This window comes from Streptomyces sp. NPDC060035 (genome assembly GCF_042736635.1).
Lineage (GTDB): Bacteria > Actinomycetota > Actinomycetes > Streptomycetales > Streptomycetaceae > Streptomyces.
On record NZ_JBHWVO010000010.1, the window covers coordinates 1 to 24,188 of the forward strand.

Sequence of the window (24,188 nt, forward strand, 5' to 3'; positions counted from 1 at the left end):
GTTGATAGGCCAGATGTGGAAGCCCGGTAACGGGTGGAGCTGACTGGTACTAATAGGCCGAGGGCTTGTCCTCAGTTGCTCGCGTCCACTGTGTTAGTTCTGAAATAACGAACGGCCGTGTTTTCATCCGGTGTTGGTTAATTTCATAGTGTTTCGGTGGTCATTGCGTTAGGGAAACGCCCGGTTACATTCCGAACCCGGAAGCTAAGCCTTTCAGCGCCGATGGTACTGCAGGGGGGACCCTGTGGGAGAGTAGGACGCCGCCGAACAATTATTCCGGGAAAGCCCCGTGCCCTTGTGGCACGGGGCTTTTCTGCGTTCACCACCCTTTTCCGGGCCGTCAGCCGTCAAACAGGTTCGACGTCAGGCCGGGGTCACCAAATGGGTGTCATAGGCCAGGATGACCGCCTGGACTCGGTCTCTCGCTCCTGTCTTCGCGAGGATGCGAGTGACGTGCGTCTTCACGGTTGATTCGGCGAGGTGGAGCCGTTCGGCGATCTCCGTGTTGCTCCAGCCCCGGCCTATGACGGTGAGGATTTCCCTTTCGCGCTCGGTGAGGGCGGCGATCCGTGGGTCCTGGGTGGCGGGTTGGCCCGGGGCCGGCGGCAGATGCTGTACATACGCGTCCAGGAGCCGGCGGGTCAGGCTCGGGGCGACCACCGCGTCACCGCCGGCCACGGCCCGGATGCCGGAGAGGAGTTCCTCCGGCAGGGCGTCCTTGACCAGGAAGCCGCTGGCGCCGGCCCGCAGCCCGTCGTACGCGTACCGGTCGAGGTCGAACGTGGTGACGATGAGGACGCGGGTGGAGGCACCGGCCCTGACGATGCGGCGGGTGGCTTCGATGCCGTCCAGCAATGGCATCCGGATATCCATCAGCGCGACGTCCGGCTGATGCCGGGCGACCAGGTGGAGTGCCTCGTGGCCGTTGGCGGCTTCGCCGACGACCGTCATGTCGTCCTGGCTCTCCAACAGCATGCGGAAGCCGAAGCGTTGCATCGCCTGGTCGTCGGCGATGAGCACGGTCGTCACGAGGGGGAGTCCTCCAGAGGGAGCCGGAGCCGTACCTGCCAGCCGGATGCGGCGGGTGGGCCCGCTTCGAGTGTGCCGTCGTAGAGGGATGCCCGTTCGCGCATCCCGGTGATTCCCTGCCCGGTGCCGTCGAGCGGGACGGGTTCGGGGCATGGGGTTCCGTTGTCGGTGATCAGGGCCTCCAGCTCCGTCGCCCGGTAGGTCAGGGTGACCTCTGCCGCGAAAGCCGGGTGTATGCCGCCATGCTTCAGCGTGTTGGTCAGGGCCTCCTGCACCACCCGGTAGACCGTCAGTTGCCTTCCGGCGGTGGGTGCTTCGGCCGGCGGGGTGCCGCGACGGTGCAGACGTACCGGGAGGCCTGCTCGCCGTACACCCGCGAGCAGGGCGTCCATGTCGTCCAGTGTGGGCTGCGGGGTGCGGTCGGCTTCGGCGGGGTGGTCGCGCAGGACGCCGAGCAGACGGCGGAGTTCGGCGAGGGCCTGGCGGCTGGTGGTGCCGATGGCGTCCAGGGCCTGGGCGGCCCGTTCGGGGCTCTTGGCCGCAGCGTAGGCGCCGCCGTCCGCGAGGCCCGTGATGACGGACAGGTTGTGGCCGATGATGTCGTGCATCTCCCGGGCGATCCTGGTGCGTTCGGCGGCTGCGGCGAGCCGGGCCTGCTGGTCCCGTTCGAGTTCGAGACGGTTGGCGCGGTCGACGAGGGCCTCGGTGTACTCCTTGCGCGTACGGACCACGATGCCGAGCAGGGCCGCGAACGCGAACGCCCAGAGATGCGGGAGGAAGAGCCGGTCCCAGGCTTTCGGGAAGTGGCCCGAGGCGATCACGAGCGGGGTGATCACGATCGCGCCGGACCATGCCAGGGAACGCATCGGCAGCCGGACGGCGATGTTGAAGACCACGATCGCCTGGAGGAAGACGGCCTGGACGACCGCCCCCGTCCAGACGTTGATCAGGGAGAACGGGGCCATGAACACGAGCACGGCCAGAGGACGACGGCTGCGGCGCCAGAGCAGCGGGGCGGAGAACGCCACGCTCATCGTGAGCACCAGCGGTTCCGGCACGTGCGGGTCGACGGCGACGGTGCGCCAGCCGCCCGAGGAGATGTCGAGTACGGCGAAGAGCACCCAGAACGTCGCCAGCAGCCCGTTCCAGACGGCGGGGCGCCGCCGGTCGTACGCGCGGATGCGCTGGAGCAGGCGCTGGATGTGCCCGGTGAGCGGGGTGGAGCCCGCGAGCCGGTTCGTATCGTCGTCCTTCACCCGTCCATCCTCGCCCCCGGTTCTCCCGGCGTCATGCGTCGCGGCGCCGCAGGAGCAGGGCTGCCGCTCCGAGGGTTGCCGCGGACCACAGCACGAGGGCGAGCAGGGCTCCGCCCACGGGTGCGGCGTCGGGCAGCGGGGTGGCGGAGCCGAGGACGCCTGCGGCCTGGGTGGGGAAGTAGCGGACGGCGGTTTCCACCGCGTCGTACGGGAGCATGGTCAGGACCTCCGGAAGGACCATGACGCCTCCGATGAACGCACCGATCGCGCCCGGTACCGAGCGGATCAGTGCGCCGAGTCCGAGGGCGATCAGGCTCAGGAGCGTGGTTCCGGTGGCGTTGCCGAGCACCGCACCGAGCACGGCCGGTTCGGTGAGGGAGGCGGCCTGGTCGGTGTCGTGGAGGAGGAGCTGGGCTGCGGCGAAGGTGATCAGTGCGGCGGCGGCCATGACGCCGAAGACAGTGACGGTGAAGACCGCTGCTTTGGCCCACAGGACGGGGAGCCTGCGGGGTACCGCGGTGAGCGAGGCGCGGATCATGCCGGTCGAGTACTCGCCCGCGGTGACCAGGATGCCGAGCACCACGGTGCAGAGCGTGCCGAGTGTGGAGCCGTAGAGGACCAGGATGACCGTGTCGACGTCCGAGTCGCCGCCGTCGGATGTGTAGGTCGCTCCCATGACGATGCCGACGGACAGGACGAGGGCGGCGGCGGAGCCCAGGGTGATCCAAGTGGAGCGCAGGGTCCGGAGCTTGTGCGTCTCGGAGCGCAGGATCCGGGCCGGGGTGACGCGGTACGCATGGCTGGTGGCGGTGGTCATGCGGGGACTCCGGCCGGTTCGGGGGCGGTGATCCGGTACTCGACCGACTCCTGCGTGAGGTCCATGAAGGCCTGTTCCAAGGAGGCGGTGTGCGGCGTGAGTTCGTACAGCGGGATGGCGTGGGCGGCTGCGAGGCGGCCGATGTGTGCGGCGTCCGTGCCGCGGATCTCCAGCTCTCCGAGGTCCGCGCCCGTGCTCTGGGTGATGTCGATGCCGGGTCCCCCGAGGAGTGCGCGCAGCGCGGGTGCCTGCGGGGTGACGACTGTGACCGAGGCGCCGCCCGCTGTGGCCACGAAGTCGGCGACCGTGGTGTCCGCGAGGAGCCGCCCGCGTCCGATGATGACCAGGTGGTCGGCGGTGAGTGCCGTCTCGCTCATCAGATGTGAGGAGACGAAGACCGTGCGGCCTTGTACGGCAAGGGACTTGAGCAGGTTGCGGATCCAGAGCACGCCTTCCGGGTCGAGGCCGTTGACGGGTTCGTCCAGGATGAGGGTGGCCGGGTCGCCGAGCAGTGCGGCGGCGATACCGAGCCGTTGGCCCATGCCGAGCGAGAAGCCCTTGACGCGTGTGTGGGCGACCGCGGTCAGGCCGGCCAGGTCGAGGACGTGTTCGACGCGGCTGCGCGGGATGCCGTGCGTGTGGGCGAGCGCCATGAGGTGGTTGAAGGCGGTGCGGCCGGGGTGGACGGAACGGGCTTCCAGCAGGGCGCCGACTTCGGTGAGGGGTGCGCTGTGGGTGGCGTACGCGCGCCCGCCGACTGTTGAACGGCCGCGGGTGGGGGCGTCCAGGCCGAGGAGCATGCGCATGGTCGTGGACTTCCCGGCGCCGTTGGGGCCGAGGAAGCCGGTGACGGTGCCGGGCCGGACCGTGAAGTCGAGGTCCTGGACGACGGTGGTGTCTCCGTAGCGTTTGCTGAGTTCGTATGCCCTGATCATGCGTCCGACGCTACGGAGCGGGCGCCCGGTGGGCGTCCGACCGGGGGCGGGATGAGGGAGGTGCCGTAGTACCGGGGTACGACGCGCAGGGCGGGGCTGCCGCTACTCGTGGAGTGGGGCCTGTCCTTCGACGAGGGGTGTCAGCCCGTCGAGGAGGGCCTTGAGGCCGAGCTCGAAGAGTGTGTCGAGGCGCAGGTCGTAGCCGTCGTCGAAGGCCCTGACCACCTTGGCGAAGGTGGGGAAGCGGCCGGAATCCACCAGGTTCTTCAGGGCGGGGGCGCGGCTGTCCATCCACTGGTCCTCCGACTGGCCCGAGGTGGCCGCGGCGTTCGCCTCCCGCTCCAGGTGCACCGCCAGGCCTTGGACGTGGCTGTAGAGCAGTACGTGGATGTCGAACAGCTGGGTGGGTGCGAGGCCGTGGCCGTCGAGGGCGCTCAGGGACCATTCGCCGTGGACCATCAGATTGGGCACCAGCAAGGGGCGGGTGAGGGAGTCGAGCTGGGCCAGCCACGGGTGCTTGCGGTGCAGGGCCCACAGGGTTCGCGCGCCCAGCTCGGCGCGGGCGCGCCAGCCCTGCGGAATGTCGGCGGGGTAGAACTTCTCGCCGAATGCGGCGTCGGCCATCAGCAGCACCAGGTCGTCCTTGCTGGGCACGTACCGGTAGGGCGACATGGCGGCGACTCCGAGCCGGGCCGCGATGCCGCGCATGGAGAGCGCCGAGAGCCCCTCGGTGTCGGCGATGTCGACGGCGGTGCGGACGATGCGCTCGAGGGTCAGTTCCTGCTCGGAGGACGGGGCAGCGGGCTGACGCCTGCGGGGCGCCGTGAGGGGTGCGGCAGCGGCGACGACGGTGCCGGTCCGGGGCCGGGTCTCGACCAGTCCTTCCAGGCGCAGGGTGGTCAGGGCCTTGGTGGCGGTGGCGAGGGCGACGCCCCACTCCCTGGCGATCTGACGGGTTGAGGGGACGCGGTCCCCGGGGGTCAGTTCGCCGTCCCGGATGCGCCGGCGGATCTCGGCGACGATGCGCAGGTAGGGCGGTTCTTCCCTCACGCCTGTGGGCTTCGTCACGCTCTCGGGCCTCTCTCTCCTGTACTAGTGCAGAGGGTAGCAGCGAGGACGCTGGAAGGGTGGCAACTGCCCTAGTGCAGAGAGGCCTTATGCCCAGTTGATGCGCTCGCGCGTACGCCGTACGTTCCGTTGCGTACACCGTACGAGAGGAGCTTCTGATGCACACTGTTCTGATCTCCGGCGGCGGAATCGCCGGACCCGCGCTCGCCCACCGGCTGCGCGGCCACGGCTTCGGGGTCACCGTCGTCGAACGCGGGACGGGCCCCCGCGCCGGTGGGCAGGCCGTGGACGTGCGGGGTGTCGCACTCGATGTGGTCGAGCGGATGGGCCTGCTGGAGCGGGCGCGGCAGGTGCGTACCCGCATGCGTGGGATGTCGGTGCTCGATCCGGAGGGCCAGGAGATCCACCGGTCCACGGAGGCGACCTTCAGCAGCGGCCGGCTCGACAGCGACGACATCGAGCTGCTGCGTGACGACCTGGTGGACCTCGTCCACGAGCACACGCAGGAAGGCGTCGAGTACCTCTTCGGGAACAGCATCACCGCGCTCGACGAGGACGGGTCCGGCATGCGCGTCGGCTTCGAGCACGGGCCGTCCCGCCGCTTCGATCTCGTCGTCGGGGCCGACGGTCTGCACTCGGCGGTACGGCGTCTGGCATTCGGGCCGGAGGAGCGCTTCGCGCACCATCTGGGCAGCTATCTGTCGGTGTTCCGCGCGGACAACTTCCTTGGCCTGGACGACTGGCAGATGTGGCTGCGCGACGGCGACGTGGGCTTCGGCATCATGCCCGTACGCGAGAACACCGAGCTCAGGATCGCCTTCGGCTTCGAGTCCGGCCCGCTCACCCACGACACCGCTGCGCTTCGGCGCCTCGTGGTGGACAGGCTCGCGTCCCTGCGGTGGGAAGGGCCCCGTCTGGCCAGGGCGGCGCTGCAGGCGTCCGACTTCTACTGCGACGCCATGGCCCAGATCCGTATGGACCACTGGTCACGGGGCAGGGTGACCCTGCTCGGCGACGCCGGCTACTGCCCTTCCCCGCTCTCGGGGCAGGGAACCAGCCTGGCTCTCGTGGGCGCCCATGTGCTGGCCGACTCCCTTGCCCGGGCGCAGGGCGACCACACCGCCGCGTACGCCCGCTACGAGGAGCGGATGCGCCCCTTCGTCACCCTCAACCAGGCCCTGGCCACCGAGAACCCCGGCGGTCCTGCCTCCGAGGAGTCCGTCGCGCGCGCCAAGAACGCCCTCACGCTGGACGGCTGAGGTGCCGGTGCAATCCCGTTTGCCTGGGCGGGTGCGGCGCGGCACCATCGCCGGATGGAACACGTCGTACGAGCGGTGAGGGCCGAGGAATGGCCTTCGGCCAGGGAAATCCGGCTGGCCGCCCTGCAGGATCCTGTCGCGTCGGTTGCGTTCGCGGAGACGTACGAGCATGCGCTGGCCATGCCCGACACGTTCTGGCGCCGGCGGACGACGGACGCCGGCGAGGGTGCGCAGGTGCGGCAGTTCGTCGCCGAGGCCCCCGGTGGCCGGTGGGTGGGTACCGTTTCGGTGCTCGTGGAGCGGCCGGCCCAGGAGGTGCGCTTCGGGGAGGCGGCCGAGGTCGACCAGGCGCATGTGGTGGGGGTGTTCGTGCGGCCCGAGGCGCGGGGCAGCGGGGTGGCCGACGCGCTGTTGGGGTCGGCTGTCGACTGGGCCTGGTCGCTGTCCGGACCCCGTGTCGAACGGGTGCGGCTGTACGTCCACGAGCACAACCCCCGGGCCGCCGCGTTCTACCGGAGGTTCGGCTTCGTGCCGTCGGGGCGCACCGTGCCCGCGCCGGACGATCCGGACGCGCGCGAACTGGAGTACGTGATCGAGCGGGAGTAACCCCGCAGCGGGCCGGGTGATTTCAGCCGTGTCAGCGGATTCCGGTCCCCGGGAGCTGCAGTTGCTGTGTCCAGCGGGCCCGGCCCTGTTCCTGCGAGCGGAGCAGGACCAGGGTGGGCATCCCCTGGATCTCGCCGGTCGACAGCAGCTCCGGGAGCCGGGGAAGCGGAGCCACGGCCGCGACGTCGTCGAGGACGAGTGTCATTGGTGGGTCGAGCCGACCGTCGGTTGACCGTGCGGCCATGCGGCGGCCGTGCTCGACCACGTGTGAGGCGAGTGCGGTGAGCAGGGGCATCGCACCGGGACGGTGGCGTGGATCCTCGATGGGTTCGCCGACCACAAAGAGCGTTCCCCCCTCACCCGCAAAAGATTCCAGTACGAGCGAATCGGCTCGGTTGGGTGTGCAGGCCTCGCGGATGTGGACCGAGGAGAGGGCCGCGAAGGCCCGTACCGTCAGTTCCTGCGCCCTCTCGCGGCGTTCCGGGTACGCGGTGAGAGCGGACTCCAGCAGTCCGGCGAGTCCGGAGGCGGCCTTGGGGTGGGTACGGAGCAGGCGCACGGGTTCATGGGCGCTGCCTCCGGATGCCCAGCGGTGGACCTGGCGGAAGGGGCGGCCGTCCACCGCCGCGGCGTGCAGCCAGCACTGCAGAAGCGTTTCGGCAGTGTCGGCCATGGCGCTGTCGGCCCTGGCCGACGGGCGGACCGGGGCGAGCAGGGCCGCGGCCCGCGCTGCTGCGGTAGCGGGTTCCTCGCAGCCGGCGGTGGGCGCCCAGTGGAGGCGGGCCGGGGTGTCGCAGAGGTGGCCCGGGTCGTAGACGAGGACCGGGCCGAGTTTGCTGCGGGCGTCCTTCGTCTCGGCCCAGACCGTCGGGTCGGACGTGATGACAAGAGCGGGGCCGTCGGCTTCCCGGATGGCCTGGACGACGGTGGGGCGGCGGGTGGCGGCGGTGCCGTAGACGAGGAGGGGGGTGCGGGGGGACGGGACGGGTGCGGTGGCGGGGTTGCGCTCGTACTCGCGTACGGGGGCGGGGGCCGGCTCGACGAACGCAGGGTCCGGCGCAACAGGACGTACGGGCTCGGGGCGGCGTACGCGCTCGGGCTCTGCGCGCTCTACGGGCTCGCGCTCGGGTTCGTACGGACCGACCGCCGTTGCCTTCCGCTTCCGCACCATCCGCCAGCGGGCCACCACGCCCACGACGAACACCGTCAGGACCACCAGCACCATCAGCTCGCCGATGAACAGGCCCCAGAACAAGCCGTACCCGGAGAGCTCGCCCGCCGGTGTGCCGGGCCAGGCCGCCGGAAGGTTCTGCGGTTCGACAGCCAGTGCACGCAGGGCCAGCGGCGTCCGCGGGAAGGTGACGCCCGTCGGCCAGGCCCCGTGCGCGAACAGTCCGGCCAGCCCCGTGGCCGTCCAGGCCAGCATGGTCAGGCCGAACAGAAAGGCCAGAAGGCCGATCAGCAGGCCGTCCGGGACCCCGCCCTGTCCCTCGCCGCTGCGCTCCGCACGGGATGGTGCCTGGCGTGCCATGTCATGCCACCGTCGACTCGGACGACTCGTTCAGCCGGTGCTGGTGCTCGATCCGCGCCGCCCGCTGCTCCGCCTCCAGCTCGGCAGCCCGTACGTCCTCGGGAAGCATCTCGGACGTCGAGCCCTCGGTCATCGCGCGGTCGGTGAAGACCAGGGGGCGTTCCGCCTCGGTGATCAGGTGTTTGACGACCTGTACGTTGCCGTTGACGTCCCAGACGGCGATGCCCGGGGTCAGCGTCGGGATGATCTCGACCGCCCACCTGGGCAGACCGATCACCTTGCCCGTCGCTCTGGCCTCGTCGGCCTTCTGGGCGTAGATCGTCCGCGTCGAGGCCATCTTCAGGATGGCCGCCGCCTCCTTCGCCGCGGCCCCGTCGACGACGTCGCTGAGGTGGTGGACGACCGCCACGAAGGACAGCCCCAGCCGTCGCCCGAACTTCAGCAGTCGCTGGAAGAGCTGCGCCACGAAGGGCGAGTTGATGATGTGCCAGGCCTCCTCGACCAGGAAGATGCGCTTCTTCCGGTCGGGCCTGATCCAGGTGTGCTCCAGCCATACGCCGACGATCGCCATCAGGATCGGCATCGCGATGGAGTTGCGGTCGATGTGCGAGAGGTCGAAGACGATCAGCGGTGCGTCGAGGTCGATGCCGATCGTCGTCGGGCCGTCGAACATGCCGCGCAGGTCACCGTCGACCAGCCGGTCCAGGACGAGGGCGACGTCCAGGCCCCAGGCCCGTACGTCGTCTATGTCGACGTTCATCGCCTCGGCGGACTCGGGCTTCGGGTGGCGCAGCTGTTCGACGATGTCCATCAGGACCGGCTGGCGCTCGGTGATGGTCTCGTTCACGTACGCGTGGGCGACCTTGAGCGCGAAGCCGGAACGCTCGTCGAGGCCGTGACCCATGGCGACTTCGATGATCGTGCGGAGCAGGGCGAGCTGACCGGTCGTGGTGATCGACGGGTCGAGCGGGTTGAGCCGGATCCCGTCGTTGAGTGCGGCGGTCGGGTCCAGCCGGATGGGGGTGATACCCAGCTCCTGGGCGATGAGGTTCCACTCGCCGACCCCGTCCTCGCCCTGGGCGTCCAGGACGACGACCTGGCGGTCGCGGAAGCGGAGCTGGCGCAGCACGTACGTCTTCTCCAGCGCGGACTTGCCGTTGCCGGACTCGCCGAGCACCAGCCAGTGCGGGGCGGGAAGCTGCTGCCCGTACAGCTGGAAGGGGTCGTAGATGTAGCCCTTGCCGGAGTACACCTCACGCCCGATGATCACGCCGGAGTCGCCGAGGCCGGGCGCGGCGGTCGGCAGGTAGACGGCCTGGGCCTGGCCCGTCGACGTACGGACCGGCAGCCGGGTCGTCTCCACCTTCCCGAACAGGAATGCGGTGAAGGCATCCGACAACGCGGACAGCGGGTCTCGCATGGCGTGACTGCCCTGCCTCTCGGTTGGTGGTCAGCGGCGGATGCCGGTGGCGAACGGCAAGGTGTTCACGAAGGCGCGGTGGTGCTCACGGTCGCACCACTCCAGCTTCAGATACGACTTGCCGGCCGAGGCCCGGATCGTCCGCTTGTCGCGGGCGAGGGCTTCGGGCGACCGGGACGACACGGTGATGTACCCCACCAGGTTCACTCCGGCTGCGCCGCTCGCCAGATCTTCACCCCGCTGGTCGAGCCGGCCGTGCGCGGCGATGTCGCGGGGGTCGACGGTGCGGTTCATCTTGGCCTGGCGGCTCGCCTCGGCCTCGTCGTTCGTCTTCTCCGTCAGCATCCGCTCGATGGCGACCTCCGTGGGCTCGAGGTCCATGCAGACCGCGACCGTACGGATGACGTCGGGCGTGTGTACGAGGAGAGGGGCCAGGAAGTTGACGCCGACGGGCGTCATCGGCCATTCCTTCACCCAGGCCGTGGCGTGGCACCAGGGCGCGCGGGTCGTCGACTCACGGGTCTTGGCCTGCAGGAACGTCGGTTCGACCGCGTCCAGTTCCGCCGGCCAGGCGTTGCGCTTCGTCATGGCCTGGATGTGGTCCATGGGGTGGTCCGGGTCGTACATCGAGTGCACGAGCGAGGCCAGCCGGCTCTGGCCGAGCGGCTGACGGACCCGGATGTCCGCCTCGGCGAGACGTGCGCAGATGTCGGTGAGCTCGCGTGCCATGACGACGGCGAGCCCGGCGTCACGGTCGAGCTTGCGGCGTCCCTGGGGGCGGGCGGCGCGGGCCATGGCGTTGGCCTCGGCGGCCAGCTCGCGGCTGTAGTGCATGCAGGCGACGAGGTAGGCGCGGTGCTGCTCGCTGGAGGTGGAGACCATCGACTGGAGCTGTTCGTAGGACTCCTGGAGCCAGCCCGGTGCCGCCTTGTCGCCGCGCTGGGCGACGTCCTTCGCGTGGGCGTCGGGGTCCGCGGGCAGCGTCCGGGCCAGCATCTGAATGCGGGTCACGAAGCCGTCGCCGTTGGCCACGTGCTTGAGCAGGGTGCCGAACCTGTCGACCAGAGCCTCCTGGTCCTCGCTGTCGCGCAGGCCGACGCCGGGGCCCTCGATCTCGATCGCGGCGGTGACGGTACGGCGGTCGGCGTGCAGCAGCACGGCGATCTCGTCCGGCCCGAACGGCGCGGCGAGCCAGCTGATCCGCCCGATTCCGGGCGGCGGGCCGACCTCCACCTCACGCCCGTCGGAACCGACACCCGCCTCCATGGCGGTGGAACGGTAGGCCGTACCGCGGCGCAGGGTGCGTTTGAAGCTGCGGTTGATCTCGAACCATTTGTAGAAGGTGCGGCCCTTGTAGGGGACGTACACGACGGCCAGGGCCAGCATGGGGAAGCCCATGAGGGCCACGATCCGCAGCGAGAGGGCCGGGACGAGGAGCCCGCTCATCATGCCGAGGAACGCCCCGGCGATGATCAGCGCGATCTCGCCCGTCTCACGGTTCTTGCCGACGATCGCATTCGGCCGGGCGCGGCCGATGAGATACGTACGGCGGGGCGCGATCGTGTGGGACTGGGTCGTCAACGCCCTCCACCTCCTGTGTTCGTGCTACCTGTGCTGCCTGAACCGCCGCCTCGCGAGGAGCGGCTGCCGTGGGGGGTCCCGGAGGTGGGTCCGGACCCGCTGCGGGGCGGAGGTGCGGCGGAGGGGACAGATCCGCCGCCGACCCCGCCCCCGGATCCGCGGGAACTGTGCGCGGCCACACCGCCGCTGGCGGGGTTGGCGGGGCGGGCACCGCCGCCTCCACCGCCTCCCTCGCCGCCGCCGCGTCCGCTGTGGGTCTTGATGCCCTGGGAGACGAGAGCGGCCGGGGAGCTGATCAGCGCGGCTGCCTGGGAGCCGTCGGTGGCCTGCTTGCGGTTGGTACGGGCGCCCTGGATCTCGTCGCCGAAGCCGGGGACGAAGCGGTAGATCATGGCGGAGGCGAAGATGGCCAGCAGGATGATGGCGAGGCCGGACACGACGGCGGACATGGCGTTCGGCCCGTCGTCCTCGGACAGCGCGCCGGCCAGTCCGAGCACGATCACGATGACGGGCTTCACCATGATCACGGCGATCATGATGCCCGCCCAGCGGCGGACATGGCCCCACATGTTCTTGTCGACGAGCCCGGCGTAGACGACGACACCGAGCAGGGCGCCGACGTAGAGCAGGGCGGCCCGGATGACGAGCTCCAGCCACAGGATTCCGGCGGCGAGGATCGACACGAGCGAGACGACGATCAGCATGATCGGCCCGCCGCCGATGTCCGTGCCCTTCTTGAGCGCCTCGGCGAACGAACCGAAGAAGACGTCGGTCTGGCCGCCGGTAGCGGTCGCGATGCCTTCGGTGACGCCGTCGGTTGCGGAGACGACGGTGTAGAGGATGAGCGGCGTGAACGCGGAGGCCAGGACGGTCAGCCAGAGGAAGCCGATGGCCTCGGAGATCGCGGTGGTCAGCGGAACGCCGCGGATCGCGCGCTTGGCGACGGCGAGCAGCCACAGGACGAGCGTGAGGATGGTGGAGGCCGCGAAGACGACGGCGTACTGCTGGAGGAACCGCTGGTTCGTGAAGTCGACGGTGGCGGTGCCCTCAACGGCCTCGCTGAGCTTGCCGACGGTCCAGGACGCGGCGTCGGCGCAGCCGCGGGCGAGGGAGGAGAGGGGGTCGAGGGCGTCGTCGGTGACGGTGGGGGCGCGGCGCGATGGGCTGCCGCCGCCTTCGCCGCCTTCGCAGTAGTCCTTGGCGGGACCACGAATCAGGTCACACGCGTTGTTACTTGCGCTGGGCGAGGGAGTCGGCGTCGGCGAGGGGGCAGCTGTGGCCCGGCTCGCGAGCAGCACGACAGCAACCTGGATGGTGCTGAGGGCTGCCGAGAGCGAGAGCGCTCGGCGGGATTGCTTATCGGGCATAGGTGAACCCTCCGAACTGTTCCACGGCGTCAGCCATCTCCTCGGCAGAGGAGGCAGCCTGGTCGCGCCCGACCGGTGCGGGGCCGTCCCTTTGCGTGAAGTCGGTGACCTTCCAGTCTCCGTTGACCCAACTCAGTTCGTAGGTGGTCGTGTACCAGCCTTCGGACACGGGGTTCTTGGACCCCTCGCCGGCCAGACCGAACAGAGCGGAGTACCAAACGGCGACGCTCGCCGTGTCGCCACCGAACTTCTCTACTTTGGATCCGACAGGGCTCACTCGTGAGATGAAGGTCAGGCCTGCTGGAGGGGTGCCGTCGGCGTTGAGTCCGATCCTCGTCAGGAATTCCTTGCCGGAGTACGCCTTGTCGAGGTCACCCTGCCGTGCAGCGGCTACGTCAGGGGCATACACAGCGGCTGTGATTTCGCGGCGGCTGCCTTCGTCGAACATTTCCGCCGAGCCCAGCGCCACTCCGTAATTCGCCGCCGCGCTCTGCGCCCCCTGCTCGTCATGCGCGAAGCCCGACGCGATCGTGCCGCCGTTGCCCTGCACCGGCTTCGTGCCCGTCGCAGCTGTGGGCCCTGCACCGGCGGCGGGCGGTTCCTTTCCGCTGCCGCCGGAACCCTCGTCCCCGTTCCCGCTCTGGTTCGCGAACGCGATAGCAGCGATGAGGAGAACGACCACGCCCACGATCATGACCAGCGAGCGGGAGTTCCGGGCAGGCCGGCGTCCGTAGCCGTCGCCCTCGTCACCGTCGGGAAGCCGCGTACGGGTCTGGCGCGTGCCGCCGAGCGTGCTGTACGCATCATCCGTACGGTCGCCCGGTTCGTCACCGTATCCGCGTTCGTCGCCCTGGCTCATGCCGCGTCCGCCCCCTCAGCCGTGTGCAGTTCCGCGTAGTACGACGGTAGCTGTGCTGGTTCCCGCGTGGGCGCGGTGTGGTGACTCGACATCAGGGGACGCAACCTCTGCCGGTGGGCACGACGGACGGGTGGTGTGGGGTGGGCGGGACAGCCCGGGGCAGGGAGGCCGACAAGCAGGTCAGACAGCCATCCCGTACACAATCGTGAACAGGGTGCCGAGGGAGCCGATGATGAAGACTCCGGTCAGGCCCGCCACGATCAGGCCCTTGCCCTGTTCCGCACTGAAGGTGTCACGCAGGGCCGTCGCGCCGATGCGCTGCTTTGCCGCACCCCAGATCGCGATGCCGAGGCAGAGCAGGATGGCTACCGCCATCACCACCTCGATCATGATGCGTGCCTCGTTGCCCAGGGTCCCGAACGGCCCCCAGTTCGGGGCGATTCCGCCGATGATGGTGGTGATGTCGCCCTTTTCGGCTGCCAGGATCATGTAAGTCACCGCCCCTGTTGGGTAGTTCGCCGCCCGTGCCGTACGGCACGGGTCACCCTCTATCTTCGCTGATGAATCCGGCTCAGCACGACGCCTTCCCGTGTCTCTTTACCCGGATCTCGCACGTTTGACCGGGGCGGCCACCCTGACCTGCGGCTCGTACGCAGATCTGAGCGTATATGCATGATTACTCTGTGTATCACGCTCTGTGACCGCTAGCAACGACGGCGGCCATGGGTGCCGGGTGCGGTTGCAGCGTTCGCCGGATGCGGAGTGTTCGTATGCGCTGTTCGAGAGCTGTGAACGCGCCGGTGGCTTCCGGCCGACGCATCATCAGGTGACGTACGGGGAAGGGCTCGCGGTTCCCCCGGAATCAGAGGACCGTCCGGGCCGGGGCTGCGGCGAGAGGCGGAGTCGTCCAGTGCCTCGGCGGTCTGAAGTCGCACCAGGAACCGTCGAACGGGAAGGCTCTCGATTCGGCGAGCCCGGCCATCCTCTCGCCCTCGGCGCGGATCGCTGCCGCCTCGTCGACCGACCAGTAGGCGGGGTGGCCCGTCTTCTCGGCGAACGACCGCTCGTCCTTCCATTGCCAGGTGCGGTCCGGCGCCACGTTGATGTCGAGTTCGTGGTCGGCTACGTCGATGTCCTCGCCGTGGTGGACGCGGTGCTCGAGGTTCACGTACCAGCCACGGAACTTCCGACTCCGCCCGAAGAACCAGAACACCGCGTGGCCTGCCCCGGCCGGCTGGTGAATGAGAGCGCTGCCCCTGGGCCACCGGTCCGCCTTCGCCGGATAGCCCTCGGTGGGCCGCTCGTGCGGCGGGATGTCCCGGAGATGGGCGCCGCCGGGCAGTTCCGTACGCCACATCGGGGTGCCGGTCTCCAGCCACACCAGTTGCCCCTCGTCCGTGCGTTCGACGAGACGTACGGGGACGGAGGAGCTCAGGTGGCCGCCGATGAAGAGGTTCCAGCGGAGGATCTGTTCGGTCATGCGGCGAGCAGGTCCAGTTCGTCGGCGGTCAACTGCAGGGCACCGACGGCCACGTTCTCGACGAGGTGGTCCGGATTGCCCGTGCCGGGGATGGCCAGCACGTGCGGTCCCTGGTGCAGGGTCCACGCCAGGCGCACCTGCGCGGGCGTCGCGCCGTGGTTGCGTGCGACGGTGAGCACCGCCTCGCTCTCGGCGGTGGTCGCGCCCGCCTCGCGCCCGGTACCGGCGATGGCCCAGAACGGCACGAACGCGATGCCCTGCTCGCCGCAGTGGCGCAGAAGGGCGTGCTGCTCGGGCGGGGAGCCGATGCCGTACATGTTCTGTACGCAGACCACGGGTGCGATGCCCTGGGCCTCGGCGAACTGTTCCGGCGAGGTGTTGGACATGCCCAGGTGGCGGATCAGCCCGGCCTCACGCAGTTCGGCCAGCGCGCCGAAGTGCTCGGCGACGGACGAGGACGTGTGGCTGCGAGCGATGCGCAGGTTCACCACGTCGAGGTGGTCGCGGCCGAGCTGGCGCAGATTCTCCTCGACCTGCCCGCGCAGCTGGTCCGGGGTGGCCCATATCCATTCGCCGGAGGGGTCGCGGCCCGGTCCGACCTTGGTGGTGATGACCAGGTCGTCGGCGTACGGGGCGAGCGCGCTGTTGATGAGCTCGTTGGCGGACCGCAGGGGCGAGAAGTAGAAGGCGGCGGTGTCGATGTGGTTCACGCCGAGCTCCACCGCACGGCGCAGGACGCGTAGGGCCCGGCCCCGGTCGCTGGAATCGCCGTGCGTGAACGCCGTCCCGTTCTGCGGGAGGCGCATGGCGCCGAAGCCGATCCGGTTGACCGTCAGGTCACCGAGCTTCCAGGTGCCGGCTGCTGACGCGTTGATCGTCTCTGAGGATGAGGGCATCATCGGATTCTCTCACCAGCCCACCCTCGATGAGGTGCGGGACGGGAAGATGCACGGTGATCATCCCCAGCGTTGTGCTTATGAGCCGGGAAGGAGCGGAACATGACGAACGACGAGCCCATCTTCCCACCACCCACCGAGCGGCCCGAGTGGGAAGAGATCCGTGTCTGGGCGCGCAAGAACGGCTATCTGGTCAACAACCGAGGTCGTGTTCCAAGCTTCATCAGGGAAGCGTACGAACTGGCCCATGACCAGGGCGTTCACCCTGCCCAGGGCAACGCGGCCACCATCAGGCCGGACCGTGGCACGGGCGAGGCGGGCTGAGGGCTCATCACCCGACGGTGACCGGGGCGGGCGGCGGTGCTGTCGGCGAGGTGGATGCCGCCCTCGGCCACTTCCAGTCCTGGATCAGATGGTCACGGGGTCTCCTGGGCGAAGTGGTCGAACTCGCCGGCCCGGACGCCTTGTGTGAACGCGTCCCACTTGGTGCGGGTGGTGGTGACGACTGTTCCGGGGTCGCTGGTCTCGCGGAGGTGGACGAGGCCTTCGTCCCCGAACGCGATTTCGATCCAGGGCCCGGGGCCCTCGGCGTCCTCGGGGGCGGCGCGGGTCCAGACGAGGTCGGTGGGGTCGTCAGCCACGGGACGGGGTCTCTTTGACGGTGCGGATGAGGGCGGCCCACGCGGTCGGCGTGGTGCGGAGTATGGCCCCGGTGGGGTCGCTGCTCTCCGTCAGGTGCACCGTGCCCTGGTGGGCGGCGATGTGCACGCACGAGTTTCCTTGGGCGCAGTACGAGGACTTGTGCCAGACGAGAGCGGGCATCATGGACCCCTTCACAGGTTCTGGGCGATGTTGTGGATGAAGTCTCGCGATGCCTCAGGTGCGAGCGCAATCGCTTCCATGCGGCCGAGGAGTACGCGGTACTTCTCCAACTGGGCTTCGGCATCGAGGAAAACGGGGCCGTGCGACTGATCCAGATTGACCGTGTCCAGGTGCGGTACCGCACCTTGCAGGTAGTAGATCGACTGGCCTGATCCCGCGAAGGCTCCGGCAGAGAACGGGATCACCTGGAGCGTGATGTGGTCGCGCTCGCTCATCGCCAGCAGGTGACGCAGTTGCTGTTCAGTCACCTTCGGTCCGCCGAACTGCATCTGGAGAGCGGCCTCGTGGACGACGAACTGCTGGGCAGCAGGGGAGTTCCGGAACAGGACAGCTTGTCGCTTGATCCGGAACGAGATGCGGTGCTCGATGTCGGGTGGAGACAGCTCCGGAACGTCCTGGCGAAAGATCGCGCGAGCATGTTCAGCGGTCTGGAGAAGCCCGGGGATGTGGACGGTGACCGCAGTACGGAGGTGGTGGGAGTGGTGCTCGACCTCCGCCAGATCGAGGAGAGGTGTCGGCAGGATCTCCCTGTACTCCTCCCACCAGCCCTTCGTGCGGTCGGCGGTCATCCCGCACAGAGCCGTAACGAGATCCTGATCTGCACAGTCGTAGTGGCAGGCCAGAGTGCGCACCCGTTCAGGGCTGACGCCGACGCGCCCGGCCTCCATGTTGCTGATCTGGTTCTGCTTCACGCCCAGGAGCTGGCCTGCGTGGGTGGCCGTGAGGCCTGCGCGCTCGCGCAATTTGCGCAGCTCGCTGCCGAAGCGGAGTTGACGACCCGTCGGGTTGCTCCTCACATTCGCCTCCTTGAGCGGCTGGTCACCCACACGGGTGCGAGTTAACAGATTTCTTGAGATTCAGTTAACGCATTAGCCAGGGGTCGCTACTTTAGACCTCGGATCCCCGCCCGGAAGAACCCCGCTCGACGGAGCGACCTGGTCACTGGGCAACGCGACAGCACCGCACCCGACTTCCCTCCGTGAACGGAGACTTCCATGGCCACCGCCACCGTAACGCCGCCCTGGGCATACACCCTCCAACTCCCGCAGGATCCCCGCGCACCGGGCGTCGCCCGCGCCACCCTCCGTACCGTCCTTCGTGTGCACGACATGGCCCAACTCGCCGAGACCGCCGAGCTGCTGGCCAGTGAGCTGGTCACGAACGCGTACCTGCACTCCGAGGGCGCGTTCTCGCTCAGGCTGCGCGGCGCGGGGCGCCGACGCATCAGGCTCAGCGTCTGGGATACCAACCCGCATATTCCGGCGCCGTTCAGCCGGCGCGCGGAGACGCCCTCGGCCATGGCCGAGAGCGGGCGCGGTCTCCATCTCGTCACCCGCTGGGCGGAGAGTTGGGGCGCTCACCCGATGGGCAGCGGGCTGCCGGGGCAGGGCGGGAAGCTGCTGTGGGTCGAATGCGCAGGGGGGCCGGAGCGTCAGTGGGATGTCCTGCCGTAACGCTGTGTGGTTGTTCGGCGATCCCTATGCCCTGACAGCGACGACGGACGCGCTTCCCCTGTACGGCGTTCCCGTCGAAGCTCCTCGGCACGGGTGAGGGAGCGTCAGGCCCGCGCCGCATGCGGGGGAAGCCGGAGACCGACGCAGTGCGAGGCGGACCGTGTCCGGGCGGGGCCCACGAACGATTCCGGCCGTGGGGGCCCTACGGAACAGCCGGTAACGCCAAGCACGTGATCTTGGACGACGCCTGGCGCAAGTGATCTGTCCCGTGCGGGGGTTCGGCGGAAGGTCCTCGATCACTGGTGGGGCGTGGCTACGGTCCGCCGCATGGCGGTGGAATTTCTGACTGATGAGCAGGCTGAGGCGCGCGACCTCGACGATGACGACGACGGCGCGGAGGGATGGACGGAACTGGCGCCGGAAACGCGGTGCATGACCCAGATGTGCCAGAAGCCCGCCAAGGGTTGATGCTCCGTTTTCGGGTAGGTCTGGGGGCTTCGCAAGCACCACCACCACCACCGGACTGACGGGTCAAGGGGATCCGAATCCCCTTCCCTGTCACTTGCCCAACCAGGTATCTTGCTTCGCATGGAACCAGGTGATTCGACCAAGCAGGCCCGGGCAGCCGCCCAGCTACGCAAGGGCGTCCTGGAGTACTGCGTACTTGCCCTGATGCGGGACCGCCCCCGCTACGGCGTGGAACTCCTCCATGCCCTGGAGGACTCCGGCGCCCTGGCCACCAGTCAGGGCACGGTCTACCCGCTGCTCTCCCGGCTCCGCCGCGACGACCTGGTCACCACCACCTGGCAGGAGTCCGCCTCCGGCCCACCCCGTCGTTACTACGCGCTCACCGACAGCGGCCGGGCCGCACTCGACGAGTTCACCCGCGTCTGGCCCGGCTTCCGCAACGCCGTCGACGCCTTCCTGACCACCCCGCACCCCTCCACCGGAGACCTCGCATGAAGACCTCTGCCGATCCTGTACGCGACTACCTCTCCGCCGTCGAGCGCGAGGCCTCCGCGCTCCCCACCGACCGTCGCCAGGAACTCCTTGCCGACCTCGCCGAACACATAGAGGTGACGCGCGCCGAACGCCCCGATGCCGCGATCGGCGAGGTCCTGGCAGAGCTGGGGGACCCCCGCACGATCGCGGCGACGGCGCTGGCCGAGGCAGGGAGCGGGGCTGCCGGGGCCCCGGCAGCCGGCGGTGCCGGTGCACCCGCCCGGCGCGGCAAGGTACACCCCCTGGTCCCGCTCCTGATGCTCACCGTCCCGTTCCTCTTCGCGGCGCTCCTCCCCGACGTCCCCGCCGCACAGTTCTGCAGCACCTTGTTCCGCGTCATCGGCGCGGTGCTGCTCTGCACCTCGGTGCACTGGACCTCTGTCCAGAAGACCACCGGCGCTCTGCTCGCCGCCGTCCTGCCGACCGTCGCCATCAGCATCTGGATCTCGTTGAGCGTCGTCCCGTCGGGCGACGGCCCGGCCCTCCTGGCCAACCTGGCGACGCTCGCCCTGCTGGCCGGTACTGCCGCATGGCTCTGGCGGGTCCGCCGCGCCTGATCGCGGCCGCCTGCGCATCGAGGTCAACAAGTGGATCGACGCGAAGGCCCAGAAGGGGCCGTACGGCTCGACTCCGTCACCGGCCCCTCCGTTCTCGGGTGCATCCGGCATGCGCGGAGCATGTCGCCGCTCACCCGGGCAGCACGGTGTATCCGGGCCCGGACCACCCTCCCGAACTCGCGGCGGTCACCCACGTCGTACGCCGCGGACTCGTACTCGTCCTGCTCTACGCCCAACCACTCAGCCGAGTCGTGCGCCTCACCCTCGACGACATCGGCGGCCGCGACCAACAGATGCTTCTCCGCCTCGGCGAACCGCCGTCCCCCAGTTCCCGAACCGTTCGCTGAACTGTTGCTTCGCTGGATCGACAGCCGGGACAGCATGAACACCGCGACCAATCACGCCTCCCGGTTCCCCTGCCGCCGGGCCGGAGTCACGCGCTCATCCACCCGGATGCCTCTGACACTCGGACTGCTGGTCCGGGTCCGGTAGAGCGAAGGCCCGTTGCAGCCACCGGGTGGATGGCAAGCGACGGGCCTTCGCGGAGCTGGGGACGGTTTTGTTGTGTGGGCCTGCTCTTGGCGGGTTGCGGGGGGCGGCCCGCGTGCTCATGTCGCCTATTTGGGGTCGCGGTCGAACTGCGCCTTCGACCAGCGGTAGCCGAGGAGGGTGAGGCCCAGGCACCAGGCGATGGTGATCCACCAGTTGTTGCCGATCTCGGTGCCGAGGAGGAGTCCGCGCAGGGTTTCGATGGCGGGGGTGAAGGGCTGGTATTCGGCGATCGGCTGGAACCAGCCGGGCATGGTGTCGACCGGGGTGAAGGCGCTGGAGATGAGCGGCAGGAGGATCAGCGGCATGGCGTTGTTGCTGGCGGCCTCGGCGTTGGGGCTGCCCATGCCCATCCCGACCGCGATCCATGTGAACGCCAGGGCGACCAGCGCCAGCAGTCCGAAGGCTGCGATCCACTCCAGGATGGTGGCATCCGTGGAGCGGAAGCCTATGGCGACGCCCACGGCGCCCACGAGGACGACGCTGATGATCGCCTGCAGGACGCTGCCGGCGACGTGCCCGAAGAGCACGGAGCCCCGGTGGATCGCCATGGTGCGGAAGCGGGCGATGATGCCCTCGGTCATGTCGCCCGAGACGGACACGGCGGTTCCGACCACGGTGGAGCCGATGGTCATCAGCAGGATGCCGGGGACGATGTAGGCGATGTAGTCGGAGCGGTCTCCGCCGCCGATGCCCGCACTCATCACGTCGCCGAAGATGTAGACGAAGAGCAGCAGCAGCATGATCGGCGTGAGCAGCAGGTTCAGGGTGAGGGACGGATAGCGCCGGGCGTGCAGGAGGTTGCGGCGCAGCATCGTGGACGAGTCGCGCACGGCGAGGGAGAGGGAGCTCATCGGACAGCCTCCTTGGGCTGGCTGGGCTGGGCGGGCACGGTGGAGCCGGTCAGGGCGAAGAAGACGTCGTCGAGGTCGGGGGTGTGCACGGTCAGTTCGTCGGCCTCGATGCCGGCCGAGTCCAGCCGGTCGAGGATGGAGCGCAGCTCGCGCTGGCTGCCGTCGCTGGGGATCTGCAGCGCGAGTGCCTCGTCGTCGCGGGTGACTTCGCGCAGCGCGGTGGCGGCGGACCGGTAGGCGGCCGGGTCGGAGAAGCGGAGCCGGACGTGTCCGCCGGGGATCAGCCGCTTGAGCTCCTCGGCGGTGCCCTGGGCGGCGATCCTGCCGTTGTTGAGCACCGCGATGCGGTCGGCGAGCTGGTCGGCTTCCTCCAGGTACTGGGTGGTGAGGAAGACGGTGACGCCGTCGGAGACGAGCTCGCGGATGATGTTCCACATGTTGTGGCGGCTGCGCGGGTCGAGGCCGGTGGTGGGCTCGTCGAGGAAGATGATCCGCGGGTTGCCGACCAGGGTCATGGCGAGGTCGAGGCGGCGCTTCATGCCGCCGGAGTAGGTGGAGGCGGGCTTCTTCGCGGCGTCCACCAGGTCGAAGCGCGCCAGCAGTTCGGCGGTGGTGCGGAGGCCCTCGCTGCGGGAGAGGTGGTGCAGGTCCGCCATGAGGAGCATGTTCTCCTCGCCGGTGATCAGGCCGTCGACGGCGGAGAACTGCCCGGTGACGCCGATCGCGGCACGGACCGCCTGCGGGTCGGCGGCCAGGTCGTGGCCGCCGACGCGGATCTCGCCGGAGCCGGCGCCGGCGGAGATGAGCGTGGAGAGGATCTTGACGACGGTGGTCTTGCCGGCGCCGTTCGGCCCGAGCAGGGAGAAGACCGTTCCTTCGGGGACGGCCAGGTCGACGCCGTCGAGCACGACCTTGTCACCGTAGGACTTGCGCAGCCCGTTTGCCGCGATGGCCGGGTTGGTCATGATGGGTGCTCCTTCAGAGGCTGCGGGCGACGATGTCGCCGTAGGCGGTGGTCGCGTGGATGTTCAGGGCGGCGGCGCCGTCGGTGTTCCGGAGTGCGTTGTGGATCCGGCCGTAGGCGGTGCCGGCGTCCAGGGAGGCGGAGACTCCGCGTGCGGCGCCGACCGAGATCTCGCCGTGCTCGGTGCGCAGCGTGACCGTGCCGCGAACGGCCTCGCTGATGTGGATGTCGCCCTTTTGGGTGCTGATCTCGCCGGGGCCGTCCAGGCGGCCGACGGAAACGTCGCCGGCCTGGAGGGTGAGGCGGGCGCTCGTGGTCTCGTCGAGCTTGACCGTGCCCTGCGCGCCCTCGAAGGCGATGTGGCCGAGCCGTCCGACGCCCCGGAACTCGGCGCTGGCCGCCTTCGCCTCGATGCGGGAGCCGACGGGCAGTTGGACGGTCACCTCGATGGATCCGGAAGCGCCGAGGATCCGGTTCGTCGGCGCCGAGGTCTCGATCCGCAGGACACCGTCGCCGTAGGCGACCACGGTCTGTTCCGCCGCCTTCACATCGCGGCTCTTCGAGGTGTCCGCGGGCAGGACCTCGACCGTGGTGTCGGCCCGTTCTGCGGCGATGAACCGGATGCGTCCTGCGGGGATGTCGAGGACGGCGGAGATCGGGGTGGAGGTGTCGAACTTCTGCATCGTGCTCTCCTTCTTCTGCATCGCGCGCCCCCTCGGGCTCGCTGTTTCCGATGATGGAAACGCTACGTTGCGTTCATCGAGTTGGCAACGGACTCGTTGCGCATGAATGTCATCAGTGCAGGTGAGGGTGCAGGTTTCATTGCAATGGTTTTGAAAGTAACGCAACGGTCTTCGCTCGAGCGTTGCAATAGAGTGGAAGTGAACGCTATGCTGGAGACATCACAGACCACGAAGGAGGGATCGCGATGCCGGGAGGCAGACTCACCCAGCAGGAACGCCAGCAGATCGCGCTGGGACTGGCCGACGGCCTCGCCTACGCGGAGATCGCCAGAAGCCTCGACCGTCCGACCTCGACGATCACGCGTGAGGTCATGCGTAACGGCGGCCCCACCGCCTACCGCGCCGACCTGGCTCACCGCGCAACCGAACGCCGCGCGCACCGGCGCACCCAGGCGGCGCCCCGAGTCCTGGAGGCGCCCCCGCAGGCCCACGGACGCGACGCCGAGGCCGTGCGCGAGTACGAGGAGGCGTTCACCACCGTCCTCATGCAAGCGGGCACGCCCAAGATGATGGCCCGGGTGATGACCTGCCTCTACACCACCGACGCGGGCAGCCTCACCGCGTCCGATCTCGTCCAGCGCCTGCAGGTCAGCCCGGCGTCCATCTCCAAAGCGATCGCATTCCTCGAGAGCCAGGGTCTCGTCCGCCGGGAGCGCGACGATCACCGCCGCGACCGCTACGTCGTCGATGACGATGTCTGGTATCAATCGATGATCGCGAGCGTCCGGGCCAACGCCCAGATCATCGAGACCGCACAGCAGGGCGTCAGCATCCTCGGCCGCGGCACCCCGGCCGCGGCCCGCCTCGAGAACATCGCCCGCTTCCTTGACTTCGTCAGCGAGGGCATCACCCGCGCCGCGGAGCAGGCACGCGAAATCCTCCACACAAAGCCCGAAACGACCCCGGACAGCGCCGCCGAGCCACGTTCGGATCGCGAGTAGACAGCCGTCCTGGAGGCCGCGGCCGGTGGCGCCCGCGCCGGATCCCTCCGGATGGGCCGACCCCGGCGCGCCCGAGCCTCGCTGCGGGGCGGGAGCTGCTGTGGGCCGAATGCACGGGGAGCGACGCGGGGTGAGGCG

The 24,188-nt window shown here is 69.3% G+C and carries 27 protein-coding genes, 2 rRNA genes and 1 pseudogene; 11 read left to right on the plus strand and 19 right to left on the minus strand.

Features of this window, described 5'->3' with window-relative positions:
• Positions 1-73: ribosomal RNA gene (locus tag ACFWBQ_RS17460) — 23S ribosomal RNA — on the plus strand; the annotation flags it as partial.
• A 79-nt stretch (positions 74-152) separates the two neighbouring features.
• Positions 153-269, plus strand: a 5S ribosomal RNA gene (rrf, locus tag ACFWBQ_RS17465).
• Between the two features lie 94 nt (positions 270-363).
• Here the strand turns inward: rrf and ACFWBQ_RS17470 are convergent.
• From ACFWBQ_RS17470 to ACFWBQ_RS17490, 5 genes are all read right to left on the minus strand, one after another.
• Positions 364-1,029, minus strand: coding sequence for a response regulator (locus ACFWBQ_RS17470; protein ID WP_385489196.1), 666 nt, complete (start codon positions 1,027-1,029; stop codon positions 364-366).
• On the minus strand, positions 1,026-2,285 hold the full coding sequence (locus ACFWBQ_RS17475; protein ID WP_385489198.1) for a sensor histidine kinase: 1,260 nt from the start codon (positions 2,283-2,285) through the stop codon (positions 1,026-1,028). The genes ACFWBQ_RS17470 and ACFWBQ_RS17475 overlap by 4 nt, the downstream gene beginning before the upstream one ends.
• 31 nt (positions 2,286-2,316) lie before the next feature.
• Positions 2,317-3,102: an ABC transporter permease gene (locus ACFWBQ_RS17480; RefSeq protein WP_385489201.1), complete on the minus strand. Its 786-nt coding sequence runs from the start codon at positions 3,100-3,102 to the stop codon at positions 2,317-2,319.
• On the minus strand, positions 3,099-4,037 hold the full coding sequence (locus ACFWBQ_RS17485; protein WP_385489204.1) for an ATP-binding cassette domain-containing protein: 939 nt from the start codon (positions 4,035-4,037) through the stop codon (positions 3,099-3,101). The genes ACFWBQ_RS17480 and ACFWBQ_RS17485 overlap by 4 nt, the downstream gene beginning before the upstream one ends.
• Positions 4,038-4,139: 102 nt before the next feature.
• Positions 4,140-5,105 carry a GntR family transcriptional regulator gene (locus tag ACFWBQ_RS17490; RefSeq protein ID WP_385489206.1) on the minus strand — a complete coding sequence of 322 codons (966 nt, stop codon included), beginning with the start codon at positions 5,103-5,105 and terminating at the stop codon, positions 4,140-4,142.
• Positions 5,106-5,263: 158 nt separating this feature from the next.
• Between ACFWBQ_RS17490 and ACFWBQ_RS17495 the strand changes: the two genes are divergently transcribed.
• Positions 5,264-6,364 carry an FAD-dependent monooxygenase gene (locus ACFWBQ_RS17495; protein WP_385489209.1) on the plus strand — a complete coding sequence of 367 codons (1,101 nt, stop codon included), beginning with the start codon at positions 5,264-5,266 and terminating at the stop codon, positions 6,362-6,364.
• A 54-nt stretch (positions 6,365-6,418) separates the two neighbouring features.
• A complete protein-coding gene (locus ACFWBQ_RS17500) occupies positions 6,419-6,970 on the plus strand; it encodes a GNAT family N-acetyltransferase (protein ID WP_385489211.1) in 552 nt (183 codons plus the stop codon).
• A 31-nt stretch (positions 6,971-7,001) separates the two neighbouring features.
• Here ACFWBQ_RS17500 and ACFWBQ_RS17505 read toward each other — a convergent pair whose 3' ends face one another.
• The 8 genes from ACFWBQ_RS17505 to ACFWBQ_RS17540 all read right to left on the minus strand — a co-directional run bounded on the left by ACFWBQ_RS17505 (position 7,002) and on the right by ACFWBQ_RS17540 (position 16,107).
• Complete coding sequence (locus ACFWBQ_RS17505) at positions 7,002-8,501, minus strand: type VI secretion protein (RefSeq protein WP_385489214.1); 1,500 nt, start codon at positions 8,499-8,501, stop codon at positions 7,002-7,004.
• Between the two features lies 1 nt (position 8,502).
• Entirely contained in the window at positions 8,503-9,921 is a 1,419-nt protein-coding gene (locus tag ACFWBQ_RS17510) for an ATP-binding protein (protein WP_385489218.1), read from the minus strand.
• Between the two features lie 30 nt (positions 9,922-9,951).
• Positions 9,952-11,502, minus strand: coding sequence for an SCO6880 family protein (locus ACFWBQ_RS17515; protein WP_385489222.1), 1,551 nt, complete (start codon positions 11,500-11,502; stop codon positions 9,952-9,954).
• On the minus strand, positions 11,499-12,869 hold the full coding sequence (locus ACFWBQ_RS17520) for a hypothetical protein (protein WP_385489225.1): 1,371 nt from the start codon (positions 12,867-12,869) through the stop codon (positions 11,499-11,501). The genes ACFWBQ_RS17515 and ACFWBQ_RS17520 overlap by 4 nt, the downstream gene beginning before the upstream one ends.
• The gene (locus ACFWBQ_RS17525; protein ID WP_385489227.1) at positions 12,859-13,728 is read right to left on the minus strand and encodes a hypothetical protein; all 870 of its coding nucleotides are present in this window, start codon (positions 13,726-13,728) and stop codon (positions 12,859-12,861) included. The genes ACFWBQ_RS17520 and ACFWBQ_RS17525 overlap by 11 nt, the downstream gene beginning before the upstream one ends.
• A 180-nt stretch (positions 13,729-13,908) precedes the next feature.
• Positions 13,909-14,217, minus strand: a complete 309-nt coding sequence (locus ACFWBQ_RS17530) for a hypothetical protein (RefSeq protein WP_014047394.1) — start codon at positions 14,215-14,217, stop codon at positions 13,909-13,911.
• 373 nt (positions 14,218-14,590) lie between these two features.
• The gene (locus ACFWBQ_RS17535; RefSeq protein WP_385489231.1) at positions 14,591-15,208 is read right to left on the minus strand and encodes a DUF402 domain-containing protein; all 618 of its coding nucleotides are present in this window, start codon (positions 15,206-15,208) and stop codon (positions 14,591-14,593) included.
• Complete coding sequence (locus tag ACFWBQ_RS17540) at positions 15,205-16,107, minus strand: aldo/keto reductase (RefSeq protein WP_385489234.1); 903 nt, start codon at positions 16,105-16,107, stop codon at positions 15,205-15,207. The genes ACFWBQ_RS17535 and ACFWBQ_RS17540 overlap by 4 nt, the downstream gene beginning before the upstream one ends.
• Positions 16,108-16,206: 99 nt before the next feature.
• On the opposite strand from ACFWBQ_RS17540, the pseudogene ACFWBQ_RS17545 reads away from it, so the two are divergent.
• Positions 16,207-16,353: pseudogene (locus ACFWBQ_RS17545) on the plus strand (histone-like nucleoid-structuring protein Lsr2); the annotation flags it as partial.
• A gap of 167 nt (positions 16,354-16,520) precedes the next feature.
• Here ACFWBQ_RS17545 and ACFWBQ_RS17550 read toward each other — a convergent pair.
• Genes ACFWBQ_RS17550 through ACFWBQ_RS17560 form a run of 3 tightly spaced genes read right to left on the minus strand, consistent with a single transcriptional unit; the run spans position 16,521 to position 17,783 of the window.
• Positions 16,521-16,745 carry a DUF397 domain-containing protein gene (locus ACFWBQ_RS17550; RefSeq protein WP_385489237.1) on the minus strand — a complete coding sequence of 75 codons (225 nt, stop codon included), beginning with the start codon at positions 16,743-16,745 and terminating at the stop codon, positions 16,521-16,523.
• Positions 16,738-16,926 carry a DUF397 domain-containing protein gene (locus ACFWBQ_RS17555; protein WP_385489239.1) on the minus strand — a complete coding sequence of 63 codons (189 nt, stop codon included), beginning with the start codon at positions 16,924-16,926 and terminating at the stop codon, positions 16,738-16,740. Before ACFWBQ_RS17555 ends, ACFWBQ_RS17550 begins: the two co-directional genes overlap by 8 nt.
• A gap of 11 nt (positions 16,927-16,937) precedes the next feature.
• Positions 16,938-17,783, minus strand: a complete 846-nt coding sequence (locus ACFWBQ_RS17560; RefSeq protein ID WP_385489242.1) for a helix-turn-helix domain-containing protein — start codon at positions 17,781-17,783, stop codon at positions 16,938-16,940.
• A 198-nt stretch (positions 17,784-17,981) separates the two neighbouring features.
• Between ACFWBQ_RS17560 and ACFWBQ_RS17565 the strand changes: the two genes are divergently transcribed.
• The 5 genes from ACFWBQ_RS17565 to ACFWBQ_RS17585 all read left to right on the plus strand — a co-directional run bounded on the left by ACFWBQ_RS17565 (position 17,982) and on the right by ACFWBQ_RS17585 (position 20,346).
• A complete protein-coding gene (locus tag ACFWBQ_RS17565) occupies positions 17,982-18,440 on the plus strand; it encodes an ATP-binding protein (RefSeq protein WP_385489245.1) in 459 nt (152 codons plus the stop codon).
• A 327-nt stretch (positions 18,441-18,767) separates the two neighbouring features.
• On the plus strand, positions 18,768-18,908 hold the full coding sequence (locus ACFWBQ_RS17570) for a hypothetical protein (protein ID WP_385489247.1): 141 nt from the start codon (positions 18,768-18,770) through the stop codon (positions 18,906-18,908).
• A gap of 120 nt (positions 18,909-19,028) precedes the next feature.
• Positions 19,029-19,403: a PadR family transcriptional regulator gene (locus tag ACFWBQ_RS17575; protein WP_037696304.1), complete on the plus strand. Its 375-nt coding sequence runs from the start codon at positions 19,029-19,031 to the stop codon at positions 19,401-19,403.
• Positions 19,400-19,999 (plus strand): HAAS signaling domain-containing protein, encoded by a 600-nt coding sequence (locus ACFWBQ_RS17580; RefSeq protein ID WP_385489252.1) that lies wholly within the window; start codon positions 19,400-19,402, stop codon positions 19,997-19,999. Before ACFWBQ_RS17575 ends, ACFWBQ_RS17580 begins: the two co-directional genes overlap by 4 nt.
• A 98-nt stretch (positions 20,000-20,097) precedes the next feature.
• A complete protein-coding gene (locus ACFWBQ_RS17585) occupies positions 20,098-20,346 on the plus strand; it encodes a hypothetical protein (RefSeq protein WP_385489256.1) in 249 nt (82 codons plus the stop codon).
• A gap of 270 nt (positions 20,347-20,616) precedes the next feature.
• Here the strand turns inward: ACFWBQ_RS17585 and ACFWBQ_RS17590 are convergent, their stop codons facing one another.
• From ACFWBQ_RS17590 to ACFWBQ_RS17600, 3 genes are read right to left on the minus strand one after another with little or no spacing between them, the layout of a single operon-like run.
• A complete protein-coding gene (locus ACFWBQ_RS17590) occupies positions 20,617-21,402 on the minus strand; it encodes an ABC transporter permease (protein ID WP_385489259.1) in 786 nt (261 codons plus the stop codon).
• Positions 21,399-22,367 carry an ATP-binding cassette domain-containing protein gene (locus ACFWBQ_RS17595; protein ID WP_385489262.1) on the minus strand — a complete coding sequence of 323 codons (969 nt, stop codon included), beginning with the start codon at positions 22,365-22,367 and terminating at the stop codon, positions 21,399-21,401. Before ACFWBQ_RS17595 ends, ACFWBQ_RS17590 begins: the two co-directional genes overlap by 4 nt.
• A 13-nt stretch (positions 22,368-22,380) precedes the next feature.
• On the minus strand, positions 22,381-23,049 hold the full coding sequence (locus ACFWBQ_RS17600) for a DUF4097 family beta strand repeat-containing protein (RefSeq protein ID WP_385489886.1): 669 nt from the start codon (positions 23,047-23,049) through the stop codon (positions 22,381-22,383).
• A gap of 245 nt (positions 23,050-23,294) precedes the next feature.
• On the opposite strand from ACFWBQ_RS17600, the gene ACFWBQ_RS17605 reads away from it, so the two are divergent.
• On the plus strand, positions 23,295-24,050 hold the full coding sequence (locus tag ACFWBQ_RS17605; RefSeq protein ID WP_385489265.1) for a helix-turn-helix domain-containing protein: 756 nt from the start codon (positions 23,295-23,297) through the stop codon (positions 24,048-24,050).
• Positions 24,051-24,188: the final 138 nt, after the last annotated feature.

What these genes read in the sequence shown, in the direction of transcription:
- ACFWBQ_RS17575 (WP_037696304.1), top strand. Translation starts at nt 19,029, where the DNA reads ATGGAACCAGGTGATTCGACCAAGCAGGCCCGGGCAGCCGCCCAGCTA.
- ACFWBQ_RS17605 (WP_385489265.1), top strand. Translation starts at nt 23,295, where the DNA reads ATGCCGGGAGGCAGACTCACCCAGCAGGAACGCCAGCAGATCGCGCTG.
- ACFWBQ_RS17530 (WP_014047394.1), bottom strand. Translation starts at nt 14,217, where the DNA reads ATGATCCTGGCAGCCGAAAAGGGCGACATCACCACCATCATCGGCGGA.
- ACFWBQ_RS17485 (WP_385489204.1), bottom strand. Translation starts at nt 4,037, where the DNA reads ATGATCAGGGCATACGAACTCAGCAAACGCTACGGAGACACCACCGTC.
- ACFWBQ_RS17505 (WP_385489214.1), bottom strand. Translation starts at nt 8,501, where the DNA reads ATGGCACGCCAGGCACCATCCCGTGCGGAGCGCAGCGGCGAGGGACAG.
- ACFWBQ_RS17555 (WP_385489239.1), bottom strand. Translation starts at nt 16,926, where the DNA reads ATGCCCGCTCTCGTCTGGCACAAGTCCTCGTACTGCGCCCAAGGAAAC.
- ACFWBQ_RS17570 (WP_385489247.1), top strand. Translation starts at nt 18,768, where the DNA reads ATGGCGGTGGAATTTCTGACTGATGAGCAGGCTGAGGCGCGCGACCTC.
- ACFWBQ_RS17535 (WP_385489231.1), bottom strand. Translation starts at nt 15,208, where the DNA reads ATGACCGAACAGATCCTCCGCTGGAACCTCTTCATCGGCGGCCACCTG.
- ACFWBQ_RS17590 (WP_385489259.1), bottom strand. Translation starts at nt 21,402, where the DNA reads ATGAGCTCCCTCTCCCTCGCCGTGCGCGACTCGTCCACGATGCTGCGC.
- ACFWBQ_RS17495 (WP_385489209.1), top strand. Translation starts at nt 5,264, where the DNA reads ATGCACACTGTTCTGATCTCCGGCGGCGGAATCGCCGGACCCGCGCTC.
- ACFWBQ_RS17520 (WP_385489225.1), bottom strand. Translation starts at nt 12,869, where the DNA reads ATGCCCGATAAGCAATCCCGCCGAGCGCTCTCGCTCTCGGCAGCCCTC.
- ACFWBQ_RS17540 (WP_385489234.1), bottom strand. Translation starts at nt 16,107, where the DNA reads ATGATGCCCTCATCCTCAGAGACGATCAACGCGTCAGCAGCCGGCACC.
- ACFWBQ_RS17595 (WP_385489262.1), bottom strand. Translation starts at nt 22,367, where the DNA reads ATGACCAACCCGGCCATCGCGGCAAACGGGCTGCGCAAGTCCTACGGT.
- ACFWBQ_RS17525 (WP_385489227.1), bottom strand. Translation starts at nt 13,728, where the DNA reads ATGAGCCAGGGCGACGAACGCGGATACGGTGACGAACCGGGCGACCGT.
- ACFWBQ_RS17510 (WP_385489218.1), bottom strand. Translation starts at nt 9,921, where the DNA reads ATGCGAGACCCGCTGTCCGCGTTGTCGGATGCCTTCACCGCATTCCTG.
- ACFWBQ_RS17565 (WP_385489245.1), top strand. Translation starts at nt 17,982, where the DNA reads ATGGCCACCGCCACCGTAACGCCGCCCTGGGCATACACCCTCCAACTC.
- ACFWBQ_RS17500 (WP_385489211.1), top strand. Translation starts at nt 6,419, where the DNA reads ATGGAACACGTCGTACGAGCGGTGAGGGCCGAGGAATGGCCTTCGGCC.
- ACFWBQ_RS17580 (WP_385489252.1), top strand. Translation starts at nt 19,400, where the DNA reads ATGAAGACCTCTGCCGATCCTGTACGCGACTACCTCTCCGCCGTCGAG.
- ACFWBQ_RS17480 (WP_385489201.1), bottom strand. Translation starts at nt 3,102, where the DNA reads ATGACCACCGCCACCAGCCATGCGTACCGCGTCACCCCGGCCCGGATC.
- ACFWBQ_RS17600 (WP_385489886.1), bottom strand. Translation starts at nt 23,049, where the DNA reads ATGCAGAAGTTCGACACCTCCACCCCGATCTCCGCCGTCCTCGACATC.